General features: G+C 63.5%; 21 protein-coding genes and 1 other RNA gene. 10 read left to right on the top strand and 12 right to left on the bottom strand.

Features of this window, described 5'->3' with window-relative positions:
* Nucleotides 1-17: 17 nt before the first annotated feature.
* From CHB97_RS05550 to purT, 4 genes are all read right to left on the bottom strand, one after another.
* Nucleotides 18-3,107, bottom strand: coding sequence for an efflux RND transporter permease subunit (locus tag CHB97_RS05550; protein WP_089286975.1), 3,090 nt, complete (start codon nucleotides 3,105-3,107; stop codon nucleotides 18-20).
* A 46-nt stretch (nucleotides 3,108-3,153) separates the two neighbouring features.
* Nucleotides 3,154-4,407 carry an efflux RND transporter periplasmic adaptor subunit gene (locus CHB97_RS05545; protein WP_160105591.1) on the bottom strand — a complete coding sequence of 418 codons (1,254 nt, stop codon included), beginning with the start codon at nucleotides 4,405-4,407 and terminating at the stop codon, nucleotides 3,154-3,156.
* A 341-nt stretch (nucleotides 4,408-4,748) separates the two neighbouring features.
* Nucleotides 4,749-5,963, bottom strand: coding sequence for an MFS transporter (locus CHB97_RS05540; protein ID WP_244559416.1), 1,215 nt, complete (start codon nucleotides 5,961-5,963; stop codon nucleotides 4,749-4,751).
* A 10-nt stretch (nucleotides 5,964-5,973) separates the two neighbouring features.
* Nucleotides 5,974-7,146, bottom strand: coding sequence for a formate-dependent phosphoribosylglycinamide formyltransferase (gene purT / locus CHB97_RS05535; protein WP_089286973.1), 1,173 nt, complete (start codon nucleotides 7,144-7,146; stop codon nucleotides 5,974-5,976).
* Between the two features lie 255 nt (nucleotides 7,147-7,401).
* On the opposite strand from purT, the gene CHB97_RS27025 reads away from it, so the two are divergent.
* From CHB97_RS27025 to CHB97_RS05515, 4 genes are all read left to right on the top strand, one after another.
* Nucleotides 7,402-8,568, top strand: coding sequence for a calcium-binding protein (locus CHB97_RS27025; RefSeq protein ID WP_089286972.1), 1,167 nt, complete (start codon nucleotides 7,402-7,404; stop codon nucleotides 8,566-8,568).
* Nucleotides 8,569-8,784: 216 nt separating this feature from the next.
* Nucleotides 8,785-9,927: a hypothetical protein gene (locus tag CHB97_RS05525; RefSeq protein WP_089286971.1), complete on the top strand. Its 1,143-nt coding sequence runs from the start codon at nucleotides 8,785-8,787 to the stop codon at nucleotides 9,925-9,927.
* A gap of 51 nt (nucleotides 9,928-9,978) precedes the next feature.
* On the top strand, nucleotides 9,979-10,620 hold the full coding sequence (locus CHB97_RS05520; RefSeq protein ID WP_089286970.1) for a TIGR02466 family protein: 642 nt from the start codon (nucleotides 9,979-9,981) through the stop codon (nucleotides 10,618-10,620).
* Nucleotides 10,621-10,825: 205 nt separating this feature from the next.
* The gene (locus CHB97_RS05515) at nucleotides 10,826-11,041 is read left to right on the top strand and encodes a bacterioferritin-associated ferredoxin (protein ID WP_089286969.1); all 216 of its coding nucleotides are present in this window, start codon (nucleotides 10,826-10,828) and stop codon (nucleotides 11,039-11,041) included.
* Between the two features lie 39 nt (nucleotides 11,042-11,080).
* On the opposite strand, the gene CHB97_RS05510 is transcribed toward CHB97_RS05515, so the two are convergent.
* Together CHB97_RS05510 and CHB97_RS05505 are read right to left on the bottom strand one after the other, a co-directional pair.
* Nucleotides 11,081-11,533: a lipopolysaccharide assembly protein LapB gene (locus CHB97_RS05510; protein ID WP_089286968.1), complete on the bottom strand. Its 453-nt coding sequence runs from the start codon at nucleotides 11,531-11,533 to the stop codon at nucleotides 11,081-11,083.
* A gap of 2 nt (nucleotides 11,534-11,535) precedes the next feature.
* Entirely contained in the window at nucleotides 11,536-12,201 is a 666-nt protein-coding gene (locus CHB97_RS05505; RefSeq protein WP_143270722.1) for a phosphatase PAP2 family protein, read from the bottom strand.
* Nucleotides 12,202-12,354: 153 nt separating this feature from the next.
* On the opposite strand from CHB97_RS05505, the gene CHB97_RS05500 reads away from it, so the two are divergent.
* Nucleotides 12,355-12,945, top strand: a complete 591-nt coding sequence (locus tag CHB97_RS05500) for a PAS domain-containing protein (RefSeq protein WP_160105589.1) — start codon at nucleotides 12,355-12,357, stop codon at nucleotides 12,943-12,945.
* Here CHB97_RS05500 and recR read toward each other — a convergent pair.
* The 4 genes from recR to ffs form a co-directional block, all read right to left on the bottom strand.
* On the bottom strand, nucleotides 12,942-13,535 hold the full coding sequence (gene recR, locus CHB97_RS05495) for a recombination mediator RecR (protein ID WP_089286965.1): 594 nt from the start codon (nucleotides 13,533-13,535) through the stop codon (nucleotides 12,942-12,944). The genes CHB97_RS05500 and recR overlap by 4 nt on opposite strands.
* 115 nt (nucleotides 13,536-13,650) lie before the next feature.
* Nucleotides 13,651-13,974, bottom strand: coding sequence for a YbaB/EbfC family nucleoid-associated protein (locus CHB97_RS05490; protein WP_089286964.1), 324 nt, complete (start codon nucleotides 13,972-13,974; stop codon nucleotides 13,651-13,653).
* Nucleotides 13,975-13,977: 3 nt separating this feature from the next.
* Complete coding sequence (locus CHB97_RS05485) at nucleotides 13,978-15,987, bottom strand: DNA polymerase III subunit gamma/tau (protein ID WP_089286963.1); 2,010 nt, start codon at nucleotides 15,985-15,987, stop codon at nucleotides 13,978-13,980.
* A 47-nt stretch (nucleotides 15,988-16,034) separates the two neighbouring features.
* Nucleotides 16,035-16,132, bottom strand: an RNA gene (gene ffs, locus CHB97_RS05480) — signal recognition particle sRNA small type.
* A gap of 200 nt (nucleotides 16,133-16,332) precedes the next feature.
* Between ffs and CHB97_RS05475 the strand changes: the two genes are divergently transcribed.
* Both CHB97_RS05475 and nudC read left to right on the top strand, forming a co-directional pair.
* Complete coding sequence (locus CHB97_RS05475) at nucleotides 16,333-18,552, top strand: TonB-dependent receptor (protein WP_089286962.1); 2,220 nt, start codon at nucleotides 16,333-16,335, stop codon at nucleotides 18,550-18,552.
* A 150-nt stretch (nucleotides 18,553-18,702) separates the two neighbouring features.
* Nucleotides 18,703-19,623, top strand: coding sequence for an NAD(+) diphosphatase (nudC, locus tag CHB97_RS05470; protein WP_089286961.1), 921 nt, complete (start codon nucleotides 18,703-18,705; stop codon nucleotides 19,621-19,623).
* 159 nt (nucleotides 19,624-19,782) lie between these two features.
* Here nudC and dksA read toward each other — a convergent pair whose 3' ends face one another.
* On the bottom strand, nucleotides 19,783-20,151 hold the full coding sequence (dksA, locus tag CHB97_RS05465) for an RNA polymerase-binding protein DksA (RefSeq protein WP_371332962.1): 369 nt from the start codon (nucleotides 20,149-20,151) through the stop codon (nucleotides 19,783-19,785).
* A 269-nt stretch (nucleotides 20,152-20,420) separates the two neighbouring features.
* Nucleotides 20,421-20,837: a flagellar assembly protein FliX gene (locus CHB97_RS05460; protein WP_089286959.1), complete on the bottom strand. Its 417-nt coding sequence runs from the start codon at nucleotides 20,835-20,837 to the stop codon at nucleotides 20,421-20,423.
* A 304-nt stretch (nucleotides 20,838-21,141) separates the two neighbouring features.
* Between CHB97_RS05460 and CHB97_RS05455 the strand changes: the two genes are divergently transcribed.
* The 3 genes from CHB97_RS05455 to CHB97_RS05445 are packed head-to-tail and all read left to right on the top strand — an operon-like array spanning nucleotide 21,142 to nucleotide 23,131.
* The gene (locus tag CHB97_RS05455) at nucleotides 21,142-22,296 is read left to right on the top strand and encodes a flagellar basal body P-ring protein FlgI (protein WP_089286958.1); all 1,155 of its coding nucleotides are present in this window, start codon (nucleotides 21,142-21,144) and stop codon (nucleotides 22,294-22,296) included.
* Nucleotides 22,296-22,691: a rod-binding protein gene (locus CHB97_RS05450; RefSeq protein ID WP_089286957.1), complete on the top strand. Its 396-nt coding sequence runs from the start codon at nucleotides 22,296-22,298 to the stop codon at nucleotides 22,689-22,691. The genes CHB97_RS05455 and CHB97_RS05450 overlap by 1 nt, the downstream gene beginning before the upstream one ends.
* Entirely contained in the window at nucleotides 22,688-23,131 is a 444-nt protein-coding gene (locus CHB97_RS05445) for a hypothetical protein (protein WP_089286956.1), read from the top strand. The genes CHB97_RS05450 and CHB97_RS05445 overlap by 4 nt, the downstream gene beginning before the upstream one ends.
* The last annotated feature ends 8 nt before the right edge of the window (nucleotides 23,132-23,139 follow it).

Genomic DNA, 23,139 nt, shown 5'->3' with positions numbered 1-23,139 from the left:
TTCCAAGATCGCGGGGCTTACTCCCCATCCACCACATGCGGACGCAGCGGCAGTTCCGGTTCCTTCGGCGTGATCAGCCGGCTGAACAGCGGGCTCATCTTGCGCTGAAGATCATCCATCAGGGTGAAGAAGGTCGGCACGAACACCAGCGACAGCAGGGTGGAGGTCACCAGACCACCGATCACCGCCACCGCCATCGGCTGACGGAATTCCGTATCCGCGCCCCAACCCGCCGCAATCGGCACCATGCCGGCGATCATGGCAATCGTGGTCATGATGATGGGGCGGGCACGCTTGGCACCGGCATCCGTCAAGGCTTCCAGCCGGCTCATCCCATGGTCACGCATGGCGACGATGGCATATTCCACCAGCAGGATGGAGTTCTTGGTGACGATCCCCATCAGCATCAGGATACCGATCAGCGCCGGCATGGAGATGGACATGCCGAAGATCAGCAGGAAGATCACCGCCCCGCCCAGCGACAAGGGCAGCGCCATCATGATGGTAACCGGCTGGAAGAAGTTATGGAACAGCAGAACCAGCACCGCGATGATCAGCAAGAAGGCAGTGCCCAGCGCCACGATGAAGCCCATGAACAGGATCTGCATCTGCTCCGACCCGCCATAGGCCGGCTTCGACACGCCGGCCGGCATGTGCGACATGGAGGGCAGCGCATTGATCGCCTTCATCGCATCGCCCAGCTCTGCCCCGTTCAGGTCAGCCTGGATGGAGACGCGGCGGGCACGGTCGAAACGGTCAATCTGCACCGCGCCGGAACCCATGCTGATTTCCGCCACCGCACTGACCGGCACCGTGGCACCGGTATTGGTGCGGACCCGCAGATTGGCCAGCACATCCAAATCGCCGCGCATATCCTGGTCCAGCTGCACCCGGATCGGCACCAGCCGGTCGCCCAGGTTGAACTTGGCGGAATTGGTGTCGATCTCGCCCAGCGTCGCCACCTTGGCCACCTGGCCGATGGCGAAGACAGAGACCCCCTGTTCAGCCGCACGGTCAAACATCGGCTTGATCTGGATTTCCGGCCGCTGCAACGGCGCGGTGGTGGAGACATTCTTCAAGATCGGCAGTTGACGCATTTCCGCCAGCACCTTGGCGGCATGTTCATCCAGCAGCGGGCCATTTTCGCTGGTCAGCATGATGGAGACATCACGGTTGCCGAAGCCGCCGGTGGAATTGAAGCTGAAGCGGATGCCCGGCAGCTTCTGCAATTCCGGCATCACGCGGGTTTCGAAATCCTTCTGATGCACGCGCTCCGACCGGTCCTTCAACAGCACGATGATGGAGCCTTTGCGCACCTGCCCGCCGCGGCCAGCCCGCGCCCAGGTGGCATCCACCTCCGGCTGGGCCCTGAGGATCAGGGCGGCGCGCTGCACCATCTCATCCATCTGCTGCAAATTCGTCCCCGGCGGCATTTCCATCTGCAGGTTGGAGAAGCCGATATCCTGGCTGGGCAGAAAGCCGGTGGGCAGGGCCGTCATCAACCCGATGGAGGCAACGAAGAACAGGAAGCCGCCCGCAATGGTCGATTTGCGATGATGCAGGCACCAGTTCAGCGCACCCAGGTAACGGCGTGTCCAGCGGCCGGCTTCCGGTTCCGGATGGGCCACCGGTTTCAGCAGATAGGCTGCCATCAGCGGTGTCAGCAAACGTGCCACCAACAGGGAGAACAGCACCGCCACCGCCACCGTGATGCCGAAGGAGCGGAAATACTGGCCGGCCACACCGGGCATGAAGGAGACGGGCACGAACACGACCACGATGGTCATGGTGGTGGCCACCACCGCCAACCCGATCTCGTCCGCCGCCTCCAGGGCCGCCTTGTATGGCCGTTTGCCCTGGTTCATGTGGCGAACGATATTCTCGATCTCCACGATGGCATCATCCACCAGAATGCCCACCACCAGGGCCAAGGCCAGCATGGTGATGCCATTCAGCGTGAAGCCCAGCATATCCATCGCCAGGAAGGTGGGGATGGTGGACAAAGGCATGGCCAGGGCGGAAATCAACGTCGCACGGCTGTCCCGCAGGAACCACCAGACGACACCCACCGCCAGCACGGCACCGACCAGCAGCGCCTCGATGGAGGCGTGATAGCTGTCCACCGTAAATTTGACGTTGGAGATGATCAGCTTGAAGGTCAGGTCGGGATATTGCTTCTTCAGTTCCTCCAGCGACTTGACCACCCCATTATAGATGGTGACCTCGCTGGAATTGGGGGAACGGTTGATGGCAAAACCCACGGCCGGCACGCCGTTCAGGCGGGACACGTTGCGCAGTTCCGACGTGCCGTCCACCACATCCGCGATGTCGGACACCCGCACCTTGCGCCCGCCGGGAAGGGCGATTTCCAGGTTGCGCAGATCATCCACCGACTGGGCACGGCCCAGCGTGCGGATGGATTGTTCCGTTGCCCCCACGGTGCCCCGGCCACCCGGCATATCCACATTCAATTGCTGTAACTGCTGGTTCACCTCACCGGCGGTCACGCCCAGCGCCATCATCCGCGTGGGGTCCAGATTGACGCGGATTTCGCGCTGCAGACCGCCGATCCGCTCCACCTCGCCCACGCCATCGACACGCTTCAGGGCCCGCCCAATCTCGCTGTCGATCAGCCAGGAAAGCTGTTCGACCGACCGGTGGGGGGAAGATACCGTGTAATAAAGGATGCTGTCGCCAGTGACATCCAGCCGCTGAACCTGCGGTTCATAGATATCCTGCGGCAGATCGGACCGGATACGGCTGACCGCATCGCGCACGTCATTGACGGCGCGGTCGGTGTCATAGCCGATCTTGAATTCGATCGTGGTGTTGGAATTGCCGTCCGTCACCGTCGACTGCACATGGTCGATGCCGGTGATGTTGGAAACCGCATCCTCGACCTTCTTTGTCACCTCCTGTTCCAGTTCCGACGGGGCGGCACCGGGGCGGCTGACATTGACATTGACGACCGGGAAATCGATATCCGGGTTACCGGTAATATCCATCCGCCAGAAGGAGATCAGGCCCGCCAGCGTCAGGATGATGAACAGAACGATGGTGGGCACCGGGTTGCGGATGGCGACCGCTGAGATATTGCCACGGCTCATGACCGGGTTCCTTCGCTTAGGAATGGCGTGCGTGCGGGCGGCGTGGTTATTTCTGTACCGGCAGCGGCTTGATATCGCCGCCGCCGGGGGTGGGGGTGACGTTCACCTCCTCCCCATCCTTGAGATAGGCGGCACCGGTCAACACGACCTCTTCCCCGGCCTTCAGGCCCTTGGTAATGGCGGCTTGCCCGTCGGCGCGGCTGGCCACTTCCAGCTCGCGCGCTTCCACCGTGCGGTGCCCGTTGGCGGCGGTCTCTGCGGAGGCGACGACGGCATAGGTGCGGGCATCGCGGTAAACCAGCGCTGCCTCCGGCACCACCGGGGCCTGCTGGCTGCCGGTGGTGACGCGGGCGGAAACAAACATGCCGGGGCGCAACTGCGGATCATGCGGCACGGCGATCTTCACCGTGCCGATGCGGGTCTTCACATCCACCACGGGGGAGATCAGGCGCACCGTACCGACAAAGGGTTTGCCCTGCGCATCGGTCATCGACAGTTCGGCCGGCTGGCCCACCTGCATGGAACGCAGGTCGATTTCCGGCACATCGGCCACCAGTTCCACCCGATCATCGCGGATGATGCGGAACAGTTCCGTGCCACCGGCCGACATCACCGCGCCCAAGCGGGCATTGCGACGGGCAACCGTGCCATCGGTGGGGCTGCGCACCTCGGTCTGTTTCAGGCGCACGGCCGCCTGATCGCGCGCCGCCTCCGCCACGCGCACGCGGGCCTTGGTGGTCAGCGCCGTGGAGCGGCGGGCATCCAGATCGCGGGTGGAGATGGCACCGGTGCGGGCCAGATCCTCTGCACGGCGGATATTGGCATCGGCCTCCGCCGCCAGCGCCTCAGCCTCGCGCAGCGATGCCTCGCGTGAGGCGAGATCGGCGCGCAGCACGCTGTCATCGAAGCGGGCTAGCAACTGGCCCGCCTTCACGCTGTCGCCTTCATCCACCAGCACCTCGACAATGGCCAGACCGGATGTCTGGGTGCCGATGGGCAGTTCATCCCAGGCGGCCAGCGAGCCGGTCACCAGCATGGAGCGGGCGACCGTCTGTTCAGTCACCTTGGTGGTGGTGACGGTCAGCACGCTGCTGCCCTTTTGCTCCCCAGCGGCGGGCGCGGCCCCCGGCTTGCCCTGCGGCTTCAGCGCCAGCCAGGTGCCGGCCCCGATCAGGGCCACCAGAACCAGCCCCCCGATGATCCATTTCAACTTGCCATGGGCAGGCCGGGCCGGCGGCTGACGCAGGGCGAAAGGGGGGTGGCTCTGCTCGGCGCGGGAGGGCAGCGGCTGAATGCTCATGGGGATCACCATATTATCGTCCCCGGCTGCGGGCGGGGTTTCCGGATAAGGGGAACCCTTCGCCGGCAACAGCTTTCACAGCGCCCCGTCGTCCCCCAACCAATCGGGACAATACAACCGGCATATGCCCAGGGAAAGCAGCGGATGGTTTCCGGCGTGTAACGTTATTTTACAGACCACACCTTCGGTTAAAGACAGTGCTGTTGTCATGCATCAACAGCATTGCCTGTGGCGGCACCTGGACATGTCAGCGCCTGATAACCCCCTGGAATGCACCGCCACAGGCGGTAATGGCCGCATCACAGGGGATTGTAACACCTTGAAACAATAACGCTCTCTGTTCAGGCATGGCGGCGCATGGACAGGGCCAGCAGCAGGGCCAGGGCCAGCAGGCCCCCCACCAGCGCGACCACCCCACCCCAGCCCGCCCGTTCCCAGGCGAGGCCGGCACCACTGCCGACAAAGCTGGAGCCCATGTAATAAAAGAACAGATAAAGCGAGGATGCCTGCGCCTTGCCGGTCGTCGCCCGCGCGCTGACCCAGCTGCTGGCCACCGAATGGGCGGCGAAGAAGCTGAAGGTCATCAGCGCAATGCCGGCAATGATGGCGGGTAGCGGCGTCATGGCCGTCAAACCCATGCCAACAGCCATCAGGGTGATGCCCACCGGCAGCACGCGGTGCCGCCCCACCCGCCCGGCCAGTGCCCCGATCCAGGCCGACCCGCCCATGCCCAGCAGATAGGCGCTGAAGATCAGGCCGATAGCGCTTTGCGACAGGTTGTAAGGCGGCTGTAACAGATGGAAACCGATGAAATTATAGATAGCGACAAAGCTGCCCATCAGCAGAAAGGCCAGGGCGAACAGGATGCACAGGCCCGGATCGCGGAACTGGGCCAGCAGGCTGCCAATCAGTACCCGGGGATCAGGCGACTGGCGCCGGAACTGGCGCGAAGGCGGCAGCAGGCGCCAGAGCGTCGCGCCGGAAATCAGCCCCAGCATCCCGATCCCGGCGACAATCCAGTGCCAGTCCAGATGATCGGCGGCAATGCCCGTCACCAGCCGCCCCACCATGCCCCCCAGGGCAGAAGCGGCAATATACAGCCCCATGGCCAGCCCCAGGGCCTTGGGCTGCATCTCCTCCCCCAGATAGGCCATGGCGATGGCTGGCAGCCCGGCCAGCGCCACACCGGTCAACATGCGCGCCAGCAACAGCGCGTGCCAGGACGGGGTGAGCGCCACCGCGATGGTGAGCAGGGAGGAGAGCAGCAGGGAGCCGACCATCACCGGCTTGCGCCCCACCACCTCTGACAGGCTGCCCGCCAGCAGCAGGCAGATGGACAGGGCCCCGGTGGAGAGCGACAGGGACAAGGCGCTTTCCGCCGCCCCCACCTTGAACGTGTCGGCCAGCAGGGGCAGCAGCGGCTGCACATGGTACAGCAGGGCGAAGGTGGTCAGGCCCGCGCCGGCCATGGCCAGACTGGTGCGCCGGAACGCAGGCGTGCCGGCGGCGATCCGCCCATCGGCCACCGCCCCCTGCCCCTTTTCGCCCTGTGTCACGGGCGTCCCCTTAACGGTACTGGATCGTCACCTTGCCGGCAGCCTCGGCCGCGGTGGCCCGCGCCTCATCCGTGTCGGTGCCCAGCGCCAAGGCCACGCCCATGCGGCGATAGGGGCGGGTAACCGGCTTGCCGAACAGGCGCAGATCGACATTCTGGTCTGGCCGGCCGGTGGCCAGCGCCTCTGCCACGCCGTTGAAGGCGAAATCATCGGCATTGCGGTCGGCCAGAATCACCGCACTGGCCCCCGCCCCAAGCAGGGAGACGCCGGGAATCGGCAGGCCCAGAATGGCGCGGGCGTGCAGATCAAATTCCGACAGGTTTTGCGTGGCCAGCGTCACCATGCCCGTATCATGCGGACGGGGGCTGAGTTCGGAGAAGATCACCTCATCCTGGGTGACGAAGAACTCAACACCGAAAATGCCGTGACCGCCCAGGTCGTTGACCACCTTGGCCGCCATGTCCTGCGCCGCTTCCAGCAGGTCAGCGCGCATGGCCATCGGCTGCCAGCTTTCCTGATAGTCACCGCGTTCCTGGCGGTGGCCGATGGGCGGGCAGAAGACGATACCATCCTTGGTGCGCACGGTCAGCAGGGTGATTTCATACTCGAACGGAATGAATTCCTCGACGATCACCTTGGCGCGGTCGCCGCGCATATTGGCGACCGCGTAATTCCAGGCGGCTTCCAGGCCCGCCTCTTCCTTCACCGTGCTCTGCCCCTTGCCGGAGGAGGACATCACCGGCTTGATGACGCAGGGCAGGCCGGTATGGGCGATGGCGGCCTGCACCTCATCAAAGCTTTCGGCGTAGCGGTAACGGCTGGTGCGCAGGCCCAGATCGACGGCGGCCAGTTCGCGGATACGGTCGCGGTTCATGGTCATCTGCGTGGCGCGCGCGGTGGGCACCACGCGGAACCCCTCCGCCTCCAGCTCCGCCAGCATTTCAGTGCGGATGGCCTCCACCTCCGGCACGATGAAATCCGGGCGATGCTTTTCCACGGCGGCACGCAGCTTCTCCCCATCCAGCATGGGGAAGATTTCCCGCCCATCGGCCACCTGCATGGCCGGCGCATTGTCATAGGCGTCGCAGGCGATCACCTGCGCCCCCAGGCGCTTGGAGGAGATGACGAATTCGCGGCCCAGCTCGCCGGAGCCCAGAAGCAGGATTTTCGCCGTGAAGGACATGACAGGTCGTTCCGTCCGATAGGAATTTGGTTGCCATCGAAATACAGCCAATCGCCGCCCGCAAACAGCCTAAGAAATGACACACGGCCCCAGCCCATGGGGCATGGCTGGGGCTGCCTCTGTGACAAACGGTGGAAGGGGGAACCGATTATGGCGGGGTCGACCAGCCCTTCAGCAAATCTCAATCGAACCTCCACGCTTGTAGCATATGACTCGCCGCGCAGGTTTCCCTGACCCTGCGAAACCCTGGAGGACATGATGGCTGAGAGAGACCCGCACTGGAGCGAGACAAGCGCGGCGATCGAACGGAGCTTGAGCAGTTTCAAATCACCCGATGGCGACCTGACGCCGACAGCGAATACACCGGCCAGCGTAACCGGCCAAATACACTCCCACGAACAGGTCGATTTCATCGATGTGCATCTGGTGGCCGGCCAGACCTATTCCTTTTCTTCCACCTCTCCGGATTTTCCAACCGACCTTTCCGTGTTCGACAATGACGGCTATCTGCTGACCACCACGGATGGCAGCAAGGCCGGCATCACCGAAGCAGACCATCAGGATACGGTTGTCGGCTTCACCGCCAGCTATACGGGCGTCTACAAGCTGGCGGTCAACAGCAGCGATCTGCTGCATCGCACCGGCAGCTACAGCGTGACGGCGGAACTGGCATCAACCGGCACGCAGCCAACCGCGTCGACAACAGGGCAAGCCCTGACCGGTGGTACGGGTGACGATGTGCTGTTGGGCAGCAGCGGAAACGACACAATCCATGGCGGGGCCGGTAATGATGTACTGGTCGGCGGTCCTGGCAATGACGAACTGCATGGCGATGCCGGCATTGATGCGGTGGTTATCAACAACCAGGGTGAACCGGCCACAATCACCACCGTCGGCAACCATACCACGATTGTGACGGCCAATGGTGGCACCGACAATCTCTATGATGTCGAGGTGCTGGTGGTGGACGGCAAGGTGAACGTGCTGGACCCGGTATCCGTCAAAATGACCACGGGCGGCCTGTTCGATGAGCAATATTACCTGGCCCACAACCCGGACGTCGCCGCCGCCGTGGCCAGCGGCCGGTTGGCGAGTGGGCAGGAACATTACTTGGCCTATGGGCAGTTCGAAGGCCGTGACGCCGTGCCGCTGTTCGACAGCCGCTACTACCTGGAACATAACCCCGATGTCGCCGCAGCCGTGCAGCAGGGTGGCATAACTGCCTGGAAGCATTACGAGTTGTATGGCTGGCGTGAAGGGCGCGACCCATCGGCTTATTTCAACGGGGCCGCCTATCTGCACGACAATCCCGATGTTGCCGCGGCAGGGATGAACCCTTTGGACCATTATCTTGAACATGGCCATGCCGAGGGACGAGACGTCAGCGTTGCCAGCCCCACCGGACATGACGTCTGGTTTTGATGCAAAACCGGTAAGGGATGGACGCTGACAGGGGTGGCGGGCCGGGGCCGAAGGGGCGATCCCGGCCCGTCATTTCCTGATTTCCACTCTACCAGGGAATTTCGCGGAATAGGCTTAATTCAAAATTAAATCTGCCACAATCAGACGCCAATATCCCGCCATGGGCAAACCCCAGACCGCCACAAAGATGGCGGCGAATGCGGGAGTAAATGGATCATGACGGGCCGGAACCCCTATTGGACGGATCTGGATGCCAGCGACACCAGGGCCTTGGAATCATGGCGCTTCCCGGATGGGACGCTGGTACCCGGTGCGCAAAACAACGGCAGCATTTCCGACAGCCTGGGCGGTACACTGACCACATCTGAAATCACCGATTTCATCAGCGTCTATCTGACGGCTGGCGAAACCTATAATTTCGTCTCCGTCTCCAGCGATTATACCACCCGGCTGTCCATCTATGACAATCAGGGCTACCTGATGGATTTCAAGGATGGGGGCGATTACGGCATCGTTGAATCCGCCCGGTCAGACACGATTATCGACTTCGTGCCCAACAGCAGCGGCACCTATAAACTGGCCGTCGGCTTCCAATATGTGCCCGGCAGTTTCGGATATTACGGCGTTGCCGTGGCACAGGTGCCGACACAGGCAACCAACACTGTGAATGGTACAGCCCAGGCTGATACCCTTTATGGCACCACCGGCGATGATGTGATCAACGGGCTGGGCGGCGATGATATCCTTTATGGCGGGCAGGGGAATGACAAGTTCGATGGCGGCAGCGGCATCGATGCCGTGGTGATCGCCACCACGGGTACCGCCACCATCTTCACCGACAAGGGCACCACCCGTGTCACCACGGCGTCGGAAGGCACGGACACGCTGACCAATGTGGAACTCCTGGTCATCAATGGCAGGGTCAACGTGCTGGATGCCCCGCATGTGAAGCGGGTGGAAGGTGGCCTGTTCGACGAGAATTTCTACCGCCAGCAAAATCCCGATGTGGATGCCGCCGTCAAGGCCGGCTTCCTGGCAAGCGGGGAGGAACATTTCGTCAAATATGGTCGGTTTGAAGGCCGCGACCCGCATGTGCTGTTCGACGAGGATTATTATCTGTCCACCAACAAGGATGTGGCCGACGCCGTCAACAAGGGGCAAATCACAGCCTGGCAGCATTTCCAGGATTATGGCTGGCGGGAGGGGCGTGACCCGTCCGCTTTCTTCGACACGTCCGACTATCTGACCCGCTATGGTGATGTGAAAGCGGCCGGAGTGAACCCGCTGGACCATTACCTGATCTTTGGTGAGGCGGAAGGACGCATCGTCACCGTTTCCTCCCTGTCTGACCTGATCTGATCATCCGATCCGGTTGACGAAGCCGGGGTGGCGGACGTACATGCTGGTCCCATGACCGACGATACAACCCCAGCCGCCGCCCCGGCGCTCGAAACCCTGTTCGCCACCCGCATCTATCGCGCCCTCCTGGCCGAGATGCTGCCGCTGAATGACGAGCTGGCCGCCTGCTGCCGCAGTGCAGCGGAGGATGATGCCGCCGGACAGAAATGGTCGGCCAAGAATGGCTATCCCGGCTACACGTCCTATTCCTCCCTGGATGATCTGCCCTGGCGCTTCCCGGCGGTGAAGACGCTGAAAAGCCAGCTTGACCGGCATGTGAAGGCCTATGCCAAGTTGCAGGAATGGAACCTGGGCGACCGCAAGCTGGAGCTGGACAGCCTGTGGATCAATGTGCTGGACCCCGGCGGGTTCCACGGCTCGCACATCCATCCCAACAGCGTCATCAGCGGCACCTATTATGTGGAAATCCCGGAAGGGGCCAGCGCGCTGCGCTTTGAAGATCCCCGTCTGGCGCTGATGATGGCTGCCCCGCCGCGCAAGCCCAAGGCCCCCCGCGACATGCAGCCCTTCGTCCCCATGCAGCCCACCCCCGGCACGCTGCTGCTGTGGGAAAGCTGGCTGCGGCACGAGGTGGTGCTGAACCAGGCGGAAAGCGAACGCATTTCCATCAGCTTCAATTACGCCTGGCGCTAAAGCCGCGACGTCAGCCAGGTACAGATTATCGGAATCCTGCGGGAGCGGGGGCCGGTCTCAAATTTTCGCCTCGCTGCACAGCGCCCTGTCCTTTCAACCCGGTGATAGTCAGTCGTGCATCCGCTTTTTCTGATTGCCGGTGAGAGTGATTTGCAGTATCTAGGCGGGGCCGCCAGATGAAGGTGGCAAAAGGCCGGGGAATGGCATGTACGTCTGTGTCTGCAACGCCATCAACTGCAAGTCTGTGCGCCGCACCGTGGAAAATGGGGCGTCCAGCGTCGCATCGGTTTTCAAGGCCTGTGGCAAGACCCCGCAATGCGGCCGCTGCGTCAGCATGATCCGCGACATGGTGGGGGCTGCCCGCCCCACCGCCTGCAATGATCATGGCCATGACATGGCTCCCGCCATCGCAGCGGAATGAATGGCTTAGCCGCCAAGTTTAAAGTTATGGGTGACGTGATCAGGGGGTTGGGGCTGGCACCCCCGCCCGGATACGGTTGATCTGTTTCCAGGCCGCCTGCCCCATCGGCTCCCCTTCCATCCCGCCGGGCAGGGGTAGCGGGTCGGTTACCCCCTCTACATAAATCACCCGATACTGGCGCTCCGCATCCTGGGGCCGGCCGACCTTTTCATAGATTTCCGCCAGCCGGTAATGGGCCAGCATGTCCTGCGGTTCGTCGCGTACCCGCTCCTCATAAAAACGCTGGGCCATGACATAATCATGTGCAGCCAGTGCGGCCTCCGCCCGTTCGCGGTTCAGGTCGCGCCAGGGCATGATCGGCATCCGTGGCAGGGAGCAGCCGCCCAGCAACAGCAGGCCCAGCATTCCGGTCACCACAAGCCTGCTTGCCCGCATCATCCCCTCCCCGCTGGTCATTTCCGGCAGGGTCGCGCGGAACGGATCGGCCGGCAAGCTCAATGCGCGGGCTGAAAGCGGAAAGCGACAGAACGGCACAGCAGTATCCAGGCCACCCCGAAGGTCCAGCCGCCCAGCACATCGCTAGGCCAATGCACCCCCAGCACCACCCGGCTGAGGCCGATGGCCAGCGGCAGGCCGCAGCCCAGTGCCAGCACATAGGTCTTTACGGCGGGCCGGCTCACCCGGTCGGCCACAATCAAGGCCAGGCTGAGATAGGTGACGGTTGACATGGTGGCGTGGCTGCTGGGAAAGCTGGAGGTCAAGACCTCCACCGCATGGGGCACCAGATCGGGCCGGGGGCGCACGAAGGCCAGCTTCAACCCCATCCCCAGCAGCAGCCCGCCCCCGGCACTCACCAGCATCAGGGCCGCGTCGACCGGCCGCTCCAGCAGCCGCAGCAGCAGGGCCGCCAGCAGGGCAACAGTGAGGGTAACCGGCAGGCCCCCCAGGGCCGTCAGATCCTCAACATAGATCAACAGCCAGCGCGGCAGGCGATAAAGTGCGGGATCGGTGGCATCACGCCACACGGTCAGCATCATCCCTTCCACATGATCACCGGCCAAACCCACGATGACAAGACCGGTCAGGCAGAGCGCCGCCACCAGCATCAGCAACCGTCTCTCTGCCCGCATCATCTCTCCCGCTTCAGCGACCTGATCCAACGGTATAACCCGGCGGATAGGCCGGTTGATCCGCTATTGTCGGTCCGGTCGCAACCGTCCATTGTTGAAAAAATAACCAGGATCGGGGCGTTTCACCTAACGGCTCCCGATCCAAAATCATCTGCATAGATGCGGAGAGGGCGGAACGTTTCAATGGCACTGGCGCAGAAAAGCTGGATCAGAGAGAGGATCAGCACCGTGCCCACGGCCAGCGAACCGCTGGCCGATTTCCCCGAATTGCGCGCGCTGCTGACCATCTGGCGTCACGCCTGGGCCGATGCCGGCGGGCAGGTTCCCGACCGCCGGCTGATGGACCCGGTGGACCTGCCCCGACCCCTGCTGCCCTGCATGTTCATCTATGAGCGGGAGGGGGAGCGGTTCCGGTGCCGGCTGGCGGGATCGCGCCTGCGGGAAGTGTTCGGCCATGCCATGGAAGGCCGTTACCTGGACGACATGGTGAAGCCGGAATCGGCCCCCCGGCGTAATGCCATCTTCAACATGGTGTTGGACGAAGGCAAGCCCCTGATCTATAGCGGATTTCTGGTGGCCGAGGGCAAGGAGTGGCGCTATTTCCGGCGCCTGCTGCTGCCCATGCGCAAACAGGCCGGCGGGCCGGTTGACCAGATCATGGGCGCGGTGCATTTCTGCGACCCGCCGCCCGGCCTGCGACAGAACCCGCATGATCCCGATGGTCAGATCATCTTGATGATTCTGGAGCCACAGCCGCCCGACCGGTCTGTTTAAAGGCTGCGGCGGGAGCGCAGCGCCGCCGTCAGCGTGCCATCATCCAGATAATCCAGTTCCCCGCCCACCGGCACGCCATGGGCCAGCCGGGACAGGGCCACGCCGCAATGCGCCAGCCGGTCGGACAGGTAATGTGCTGTCGTCTGCCCACCCACCGTGGCGTTCAAGGCCAGAATCACCTCCCGCACCTCCGGGTGTGAGGCCCGTTCCAGCAGGCCGGGGATGGCCAGATCGTCCGGTCCCACCCCTTCCAAGGCGGAGAGCGTGCCGCCCAGCACATGGTAACGGCCCCGGAAGGCACCGGTACGTTCCAGCGCCCAGAGATCACCCACCTCCTCCACCACGCACAGCAGAGCGGGGTCGCGGCTGGTGTCGGTGCAGATATGGCAGGGATCGCGGCTATCCAGATTGCCACAGACCGAACAGGTGCGGATATTGGCGGCCGCATCAGCCAGGGCAGCGCCCAGCGGGGCCATCAGGCCATCCCGCCGCTTGATCAGATGCAGGGCGACACGGCGCGCCGAACGCGGCCCCAAACCGGGCAGCTTGGCGAGCAACTGGATCAGGCGGTCGATTTCAGGTCCAATCATGCGGCGGAGCCTAGCCGATGTTCAGCAATTGTTCCAGTGTTTAGCAACAGCCCGGCTGCCCATACAATAACGCCCCGGACGGGCCGGGGCGTTATCGTGGGATCAAAAGGACAGATCAAAACGGCATCTTGAAGCCGGGGGGCAGCTTCAGCCCGCCCATCATGGCGTTGGTCTGTTCCGACATATAGGCCTCGACCTTCGCCTTGGCATCATTGAAGGCGGCGGTGATCAGGTCTTCCAACACCTCGACATCCTCAGGATCAACGACCGACTTGTCGATCTTGATGCCGCGCAGGTCGCCCTTGCCGTTCAGCGTGACCTTGACCATGCCGGCACCGGAAACACCGGTCGCCTCATGCTCGGCCAGCTTGGCCTGCATTTCCTGCATCTTGGCCTGCATCTGCTGGGCCTGCTTCATCATCTGGCCGATATTCTTCATGGCTCAGAAGTCTCCTTCATAATCGCCCTCGTCCATGGGCGGTGGGGCATCGAAATAAGGGTTGTCGGGCATCTCGTCACCCCCAAAAGCGTCCAGCGCTTCGGGAATATCGGGCAGGGCCGCCGGTGGCGGCGCCATGGTGACGGCGGAGAGGTCACGGATCGTGTCAATCTTCGCGCCGGGAAAGGCCTCCAGGATGGCCTTGACCAGCGGATGTTCCGCCGCTTCGGCCCGCACGCGCAGTTCTTCGGCCTTTTCCTGCTCGGCCAATGTCGGCTCACCGGCAGCACCGGAGACGGAGACGACCCAGCGCCGCCCGGTCCATTCCGTCAGCAGCTGGCCCACCCGGCCCGGCAGATTCTGCGGGGCCGAGGGTTGCAGGCGCAGCTCAATCAATCCTGGCTCAAACTTCACCAGATGCACGGCGGCTTTCAGCGTACCGGCCAGCACCCCTTCCCGCTTGGCCAGGAACAGCTCCGCCACCTCGCGGAAATTCTGCGGGTCTTCCAGGATGACAGCCGCCGGCTGGGCGGCCGGGGCCACCGCCGGCACCGGCTGGGCCAGGGCCGCCATGGCGCGGCCGCCGCCATTCACCAGTGCCATCGGGGCGCCGCCCGCCGGGGCCGCCGCCATCACCATGCCGCCCCCCAGGGCCGTGGCACCACCACCCTGGCCGCCCCCACCCGCGCCATGCAGGGCGCGGGCTGCCGCTTCGGCCCCGCCCGCCTCGTTGATCTTCTTGATCAGATCGCCGGGGGTAGGCAGGTCAGCAGTATAGGACAGGCGGATCAGCACCATTTCCAGCGCCTGCATCGGCACCGGCGCATGTTGGATTTCACCCAGCCCCTTCAGCAGAATCTGCCAGGCCCGCGCCAGGGCCGGCATCCCCAGCCGACCGGCCAGGGCCACACCGCGCGTGCGCTCCTCCTCCGGGATGGAGGGATCGTCGGCAGTACCCGCCACCACGCGGGCGCGGGTCAGGAAATGGGTAAGGTCCAGCAAATCCTGGGTGACGACAATGGGGTCGGCACCGCGCTTGTGCATATCTTCCAGGATATCCAGCGCCTCGGCCGGCTTGCCCGTCATCGTCGCTTCGAACAGGTCCAGCACGCGGGTACGGTCGGCCAGACCCAGCATGTCGCGCACCTGAGCCAGTGTCACCGATCCGCCACCCAACGCGATGGCCTGATCCAGCAGCGACAGGCCATCGCGCACCGACCCATCGGCGGCGCGCGCGATCTGGGCGATGGCATCGGCCTCCACCGGCACCTGTTCCTTGTCGGCGATGCGGGTGAAATGGCCGACCAGCGTGCCATGATCCACCCGGCGCAGGTCGAATCGCTGGCAGCGCGACAGCACCGTCACCGGCACCTTGCGGATTTCCGTGGTGGCGAAGACGAATTTCACATGCGGCGGGGGCTCTTCCAGCGTCTTCAACAACGCGTTGAAGGCGCTTTTCGACAGCATGTGCACTTCGTCGATGATGTAGAGCTTATAGCGCGCCGAAGAGGGGGCATAGCGCACCCCCTCAATGATCTCGCGCACATTATCGACGCCGGTATTGGACGCGGCGTCCATCTCGATCACATCGACATTGCGGTCAGCGGCGATGGAGACGCACATCTCACAGACGCCGCAGGGGCTGATGGTCGGCCCGCCGGCCCCGTCCGGGCCGATGCAGTTCAACGCGCGGGCGATGATACGCGCCGTCGTCGTCTTGCCCACGCCGCGCACGCCGGTCAGCATATAGGCCTGATGGATTCGGCCAGACTGGATGGCATTGCGCAGCGTGCGCACCAGCGCATCCTGGCCCACCAGCTCATCAAAATTCTGCGGCCGGTACTTGCGTGCCAGCACACGATAGGCAGCACCGGCGGCGGGGCTGGTTGATGTCGTCTCGTCGGTCACAGGCCTGATCTTCGGCAACGGGCTTGGGAAAGCGTCGGGCTGTAATGTAGTGCCCCCCAGGGCCGGACGCCATGGGCAATTGCGCGATACAGCAAACGGCGGCATTGGCGCTGAAAGACAGCACCCTGCATTGGACAAAATTTGTGCTGAAGGTGGGAGGCTGGACGAACGACCCGAGCCGAAACTCGTTACGGCTGCTTCCTTCCGGACCTGACCGGGTTGGCGAGGGACTCGCCCGCTGCCAACCTCCCGCCGCCTATATCGGCGCACCGCGCCGCCAAGGCAAGGGGAAAATTGCACCGTTGCCGTTTGGGCACAGGGGCGGATTTGTTGCAACGCGGTTACAACAGCGCCTTTGCATGTTGCGGCGCAAAGCATTATCCGTCGCCGCCATCCGATCCCGGCCCGCAAAGCCGGGCTTGACCCCCGCAAAATCCATTCAGGCAAACCATGTTGAACCACCGTACCCGTACTGCCGCACTGCTGTCTGGTGCTGCCGCTGCTGCCATGCTGATGGCCGCCCCCGTGCTGGCCGCCGAGCCTGCCACGCTGGACGAAGTGATCGTCACCGCGCAGAAGCGTTCGCAGAACCTGCAGGAAGTACCGGTGTCGGTGGCGGCCATCACGGCCGATCAGCTGGCGAATTTCGCTGCCGGTGGTGCGGATATCCGCTTCCTGGCCGCCCGCACCCCGTCGCTGAATGCCGAGTCCTCCTTCGGCCGCACCTTCCCGCGCTTCTATATTCGCGGCCTGGGCAACACCGATTTCGACCTGAACGCCTCCCAGCCGGTCAGCCTGGTCTACGACGAGGTGGTGCTGGAAAACCCGATCATGAAGGGTTTCCCGGTGTTCGACGTGGAGCAGATCGAAGTGCTGCGCGGCCCCCAGGGCACGCTGTTCGGCCGCAACACGCCGGCCGGTATCATCTCCGTCAGCTCCGTGAAGCCGAGCTTCGAGACCAATGGCTATGGCAAGGTCTCCTATGGCCGCTGGAATGCCATTGAGGCAGAAGGTGCTGTCGGCGGTGCGCTGATCGACAATGTGCTGGCGGCCCGTATCTCCCTCTCCCACCAGCGCCGCGACGGTTATGTCGATAACGACTTTACCGGCGAGAAGGACGCGATGGAGGGCTATGAGGACACGGCCGGCCGCGTCCAGTTCCTCTATACCCCGACCGAGCGCTTCACGGCCAACCTGAACGGCCATTTCCGCTCGATGAACGGCACGGCCCGCGTGTTCCGCGCCAATATCATCAAGAAGGGCAGCAACGATCTGGTGCCGGGCTTCTCGCCCTACCATGCCTACACGGATGGTCAGAACACCCAGGACGTCAATTCGCGCGGCGCCAACCTGAACGCCCAGTATGAATTCGATGGCGTCACCCTGACCTCCATCACCGCCTATGAATATGTCGACGCCTTCTCCCGCGGCGACGTGGATGGCGGCGTGGCCGGCAAGGGCCCCGGCGTTGTGCCCTTCTCCGTCGAATCGGCCAGCAAGATCAATGGTGTGGACCAGTTCACCCAGGAACTGCGCCTGGCGTCGAGCAATGACGGCCCGCTGAAGTGGCAGACCGGCCTGTACTATTTCAACGAAAAGGCCGATTTCGCCAACCTGTCCTATGGCGCTTCCTCCAGCGACGTGCTGAAGCGCACCACGGTGGCCAATTCGGTGCAGGATAACGATACCTGGGCCGCTTTCGGCCAGCTGTCCTATGCCGTGACCGAGCAGCTGACCCTGACCGGCGGCCTGCGTTACACCGAGGACGACAAGACCCTGGTGCGCCGCGAAGTTGCTTACAATTCCGGCAATCCGGTGGCGGGTGCGGTCTCCCGCGCCAAGACCAGCGACGAGCGCGTCAGCTGGGATCTGGCCGCCGATTACGCCTTCACCGATGACGTGCGCGGCTTCGTGCGCGTTGCCAGCGGCTTCCGCGCCCCGACCATCCAGCCGCGCAGCGTGAACATCACCACCGCCAATTCGGAAAAGGTGATGTCCTATGAAGCCGGCGTGAAGTCCGACCTGCTGGGCAAGCGCGCCCGCGTCAACCTGACCGGCTTCTATTATGAAGTGAAGGATCAGCAGTTCACCGCCGTCGGCGGCGTCAGCAACAACAACACCCTGCTGAATGCCGACAAGGGCATTGGCAAGGGCTTTGAAGCCGACATCGAACTGCTGCCAGTGGAAAACCTGCTGCTGACCATCGGCACCAGCTTCAACGATACTGAGATCAAGGACGCCTCGCTGTATGTGCCGGCCTGCTCCGGCGGCTGCACCGTGCTGGACCCGATCCGTACCGTCGCCGGCTCGCGTCAGGCCAGCATCAACGGCAACCCGTTCCCGCAGGCCCCGCGCTGGATCTTCAACACCACCGCCCGCTATGGCATCCCGGTGGGTGAGAATGACGAGGTCTATGCCTTCACCGACTGGTCGTACAAGAGCACGGCCAATTTCTTCCTGTACGAATCGGCGGAGTTCCACTCCGACGCCCGCTGGATCGGTGGTCTGCGCGTTGGTTACGCCTATGATGGCGGCCGCTTCGACCTGTCCGCCTTCGTCCGCAACATCACGGACAAGCGCGGCCTGGAAGGGGCGATCGACTTCAACAACCTGACCGGTTTCATCATCGAGCCGCGCACCTATGGTGTGACCGCCCGCATGAAGTTCTGATCGGGCGACTATCAGGGGGCATGGTTCATGCCCCCTGGTATAATTCGCTTGTTCTTTGCGAAGGGGCGTCCCGCGTGGGGCGCCCCTTTTGCTTTTACGGCTGCGGGCGTATGGCTTGTTGGCACAGGCAACAGCAAAGGCCGCCACATCATGGCGAAGCTGAACTTTTATGCCGGCAGCGGTCTGGACCGCGCAGCCCACTTACGCAAAGACCCTGACTGGCTGGCCGGCCAATTGGCGCTGGCCGGGCCGCAGACCCGGCTGGTGCCTTACTGGCGCGGCAAGCATCTGGTGGCGGGAAGCGATGATCAGCCCCTGCCCGTCTTTCTGTCACCGGACCATGGCTGGTGGCGCGATCTGGCCAGTGCCGCCCCCATCTTCCTGGGCGTGGAGGGTGAGATCAGCTATTTCGCGCTGGATTTCTCCGCCCGTGAGGATGCGGAGACGGCCGCGCCCTTTACCGCCCTGGGCCGATTCCAGGAAATCCGCGCCGTGGCGCGACTGATGGACCGGCAGACGGCCGCCCTTTATGCCTATGTGCGGGCGCTGATGCTGTGGCATGAACGGCACCGATTCTGCGGCACCTGCGGGGCCGCCACGGAGGTGGCGGAAGCCGGGCACAGCCGGCGCTGCACCAACCCCGCCTGCGGGATCAGCCACTTTCCCCGCCACGATCCGGCGGTCATCATGCTGGTGCATGATGGCGACCGCTGCCTGCTGGGCCGCCAGTCGCGCTTTCCGCCCGGCATGTATTCCACGCTGGCCGGATTCGTGGAACCGGGTGAAAGCCTGGAAGAGACGGTGGCACGGGAATGCTGGGAGGAAGCGGGCGTGCGGGTGGCGGATATCACCTATCATTCCAGCCAGCCCTGGCCCTTCCCCTCCTCCCTGATGCTGGGCTTCCATGCCCGCGCCACCACGCTGGATATCCGTGTTGACGGGGAAGAGCTGGAGGATGCGCGCTGGTTCAGCCGGGATTTTCTGCTGGCCCAGCATGAGCCGGAAACATTCCGCCTGCCGCCGCCAGACAGCATTTCCCGGCAGCTGATCAACAGCTGGCTGTTTGGCTGACGCTTAATAAAAAAGGCCGGCATGGGGTGCCGGCCTTTTTTATACGAGTTCCCTCAATCGCCGGGGGCGGCATCCGCCGCCTTGGCTCACGCGGGCGCGCGCCTGCGGGCCAGCAGTCGCTGGCCTCCAAGGGGCATGGAACATGCCCCTTGGTTTTACTCAATCGTCGCGCTGGGTGCGCTCCATCCGCTCATGCCGTTCCTGGGCTTCCAGGCTCAGCGTGGCGATGGGGCGGGCTTCCAGGCGGCGGACGCCGATCGGGTCGCCCGTCTCCTCGCAATAACCGTAATCGTCATTGGCGAGACGTTCCAGGGCGCTGTCGATCTTGGAGATCAGCTTGCGTTCCCGGTCGCGCGTGCGCAGTTCCAGGGCCCGGTCGGTTTCCAGCGTCGCACGGTCGGCGATGTCCGGCTCTTGCAGGCCGCCATCCTCATGCAGGCTGTTCAGGGTTTCGCTTGATTCCCGCAGCAGTTCCGCCCGCCACTGCAGCAGCTTGTGGCGGAAATACTGCTTCATCACGGGATTCATATATTCCTCGTCCTCGCTGGGACGATATCCGGCGGGCAACAGAGGCAACGATGATGACGACATCTTCAGCGGTCCGATCCTGGGCCTCGAAACGGGGCGGAGTATAGGGAGAGGCATCCATCCCCGCAACATTCCTGCAGGGCACTCATGCAATCTTCTTAAATCCCACTGGAACAAAGGGTTAAAGCCCGGATTCTCCGCCCGGAAACAATAAGGGCGGCCCGAAGGCCGCCCCCATAACCCACCGGCACCGAACAACCGGGGCCGTATCAGCCGCCGCTGGTCAGCTTGGCAATCTCCACCTGCGCCCGCAGGTCAATCTCATCCAGCACTTCCTGCAGGCGAGGATCGTCCAGATTCTCCCGCTGCACCTGCACCATGCGCACCAGATCGTGCAGCTTTTCCACCGGAAAGCTGCCGGTCAACAGGCCAAGGCGCAATTCTTCCAGCCGGTCCAGAATATCTTCCCCCCGCGCCTGGGCACGGCGGCGCTTGCCAGAGAGGGCGTCATCCACCTCCTGCAAGGCAAACAGGGGATTGATGCCGACAGCCGCCTGCGAGCCGGAAGAGCGGACAGCCCCTTCCTCCTCCCCCTCATTCAGGTGGCTGGCGAACATGCCGCCGCCGCTTTTCTGCGCCTTCCGGACCTGGCCGGGGCGGGCGGAACCTGGACCCTCGATCTTCATGGCCGTGGCAACAACTTCCCATCAAAGCGACTAAGGAACCGACACCTTGGTATCGGCAGCTCGGATCATACATCATATAGGTATCATCCCGCCGCCTTGGACACATAGGGCAAATTTTTCCCAAAGGATCAGGGCGGCGGTGAAATACCCTCGCCACCCGGCAGAAATCGGATGCTGGAGGCCGCCAAGCCCCGTAAAAGCCGCACGATGGCTCAACTGGCATAGAAATGGCATAGTTGTTGGCGAGACGAGGCGACAATGCCCGCCGGAACCGAATGACTTTCTGAAGAATCGGATCGACGCCATGGTGACGACCCAGCCCCAGCGCCCCACCCGCTCCCGCCCGCTGCCCATGCTGCTGCTGGCCCTGGTGGCGGCGCTGACCGTGATGCTGATGCCCGGCACCGCCGGGGCGCAGAGTCGCATCAAGGATATCGCGAACATCGAAGGTGTGCGCGACAATATGCTGATCGGCTATGGGCTGGTGGTCGGCCTGAATGGCACGGGCGATACGATCAACAATTCCCCCTTCACCGAACAGAGCCTGATCGGCATGTTGGAGCGGCTGGGCGTCAATGTCCGTGGCGACACGATCCGCACCAAGAATGTCGCCGCCGTGATGGTGACGGCCACCCTACCGCCCTTCAGTTCACAAGGCTCGCGCATCGATGTCTCGGTGGCCGCCATGGCGGATTCCAAGAACCTGCTGGGCGGCACCCTGCTGGTGACGCCGCTGCTGGGTGCAGATGGTGAGGTCTATGCCGTGGCCCAGGGGGCCGTGGCCGTCGGCGGCTTCTCCGCCCAGGGTGCCGCCGCATCCGTCACGCGCGGGGTGCCCACCAATGGCCGGATCGCCGGCGGGGCCATCGTGGAACGGGAGATTGATTTCGCCCTGTCCGACCTGCCCTTCCTGCGCCTGTCCCTGCGCAACCCGGATTTCACCACCGCCATGCGCACGGCGGAGGCCATCAACCAGCAGTTCGGTCGCAATACCGCCAAGGCTATCGACCCCGCCGCTGTGGTGATCGACGTGCCGATGGCGCGCAAGGCCGATCTGGTCTCCTTCATCCGCGATGTGGAGCAATTGCGGGTACAGCCCGACCAGACCGCCCGCGTGGTGATCGATGAGGCGTCGGGCGTCATCGTCATGGGTGAAAATGTACGGATCAGCACGGTGGCCATCGCCCAGGGTAACCTGACCATCCGCATCACCGAAACGCCCCAGGTTTCCCAGCCCGGCCCGCTGTCGCAGGGTGGCCAGACGACAACGGTGCCCCGGACCAATATCCAAGTGGATGAGGGGGCCGACAAGAAGCTGGCCGTCATGCCCTCAGGCGTCTCGCTTCAGGAACTGGTCAATAACCTGAATGCGCTCGGCATCGGCCCGCGTGATATGATCTCCATCCTGCAATCCATCAAAGCCGCTGGCGCGCTCCAGGCTGAGATCGAGGTGATGTGATGAGCGACTTCAAACTCTCCCCCCCCGGCTTTGATGCCCAGGCCCTGGCCCAGGTGCGCAGTTCCGCCCTGCCCCGCACGCCCACCACGAAATCCCCCGACGCACAGGGGGAAACCGCCCCCGGCGTGGATAAGGCCGCGCAGGATTTCGAAGGGGTGTTCCTGTCGCAAATGATGTCGCAGATGTGGACCGACGTGGATACCGACCCGAATTTCGGCGGCGGCGAGGCGGAGAAAACCTGGCGCGGCATGATGATCGAAGAATATGGCAAGCAGATCGCCAAGGCTGGCGGCGTCGGCATTTCCAGCGAGGTCAAGCAGGCCATGCTGCGGATGCAGGAACAGGCCCAGAGCAGCAATCCATTGGCCGGGATGATGACAAAGGGGGAAAAATGAGTGCAAACAGCCGCGCGCAAGCGCTGGTGGAAGCGATGCAGCGTCTGGCGACCTTGTTCGAGGAGGAGAACGCCGCCATCCGCAGCCGCAACCTGCCAGCCCTGACGGACATTGCCAGCCGTAAAACCCTGATGGTCCGCACCTATGAGGATTGTGTCCGGTCGATCAAATATGACCCGGACGAACTGCGTACCCTGGATGAGGCGGTGCGGGAGAGCCTGAAACAGGAAACGGAACGTTTCATCGACCATACGCTGACCCATGCACGGTTGGCCCGCGCAGCGGCACAGGTGACGCAATCCACCGTCAACACCATGGTCAATGCCATCAACCGCGCCCGGGCGGAGGAAGGGGCCTATACGCGGCGCGGTGGCATGGTGATGCCGGCAGCCTATGCCCGCAAGACGGCCCCCAGCATGACGCTCGACCGGCGGCTTTGATCCCTCTC

The organism is Azospirillum sp. RU38E, assembly GCF_900188385.1.
In the GTDB taxonomy this organism is placed as follows: domain Bacteria; phylum Pseudomonadota; class Alphaproteobacteria; order Azospirillales; family Azospirillaceae; genus Niveispirillum.
The sequence above is the reverse complement of the archived record's forward strand: the minus strand, read 5'-3'. Positions and strand labels throughout refer to the sequence as shown.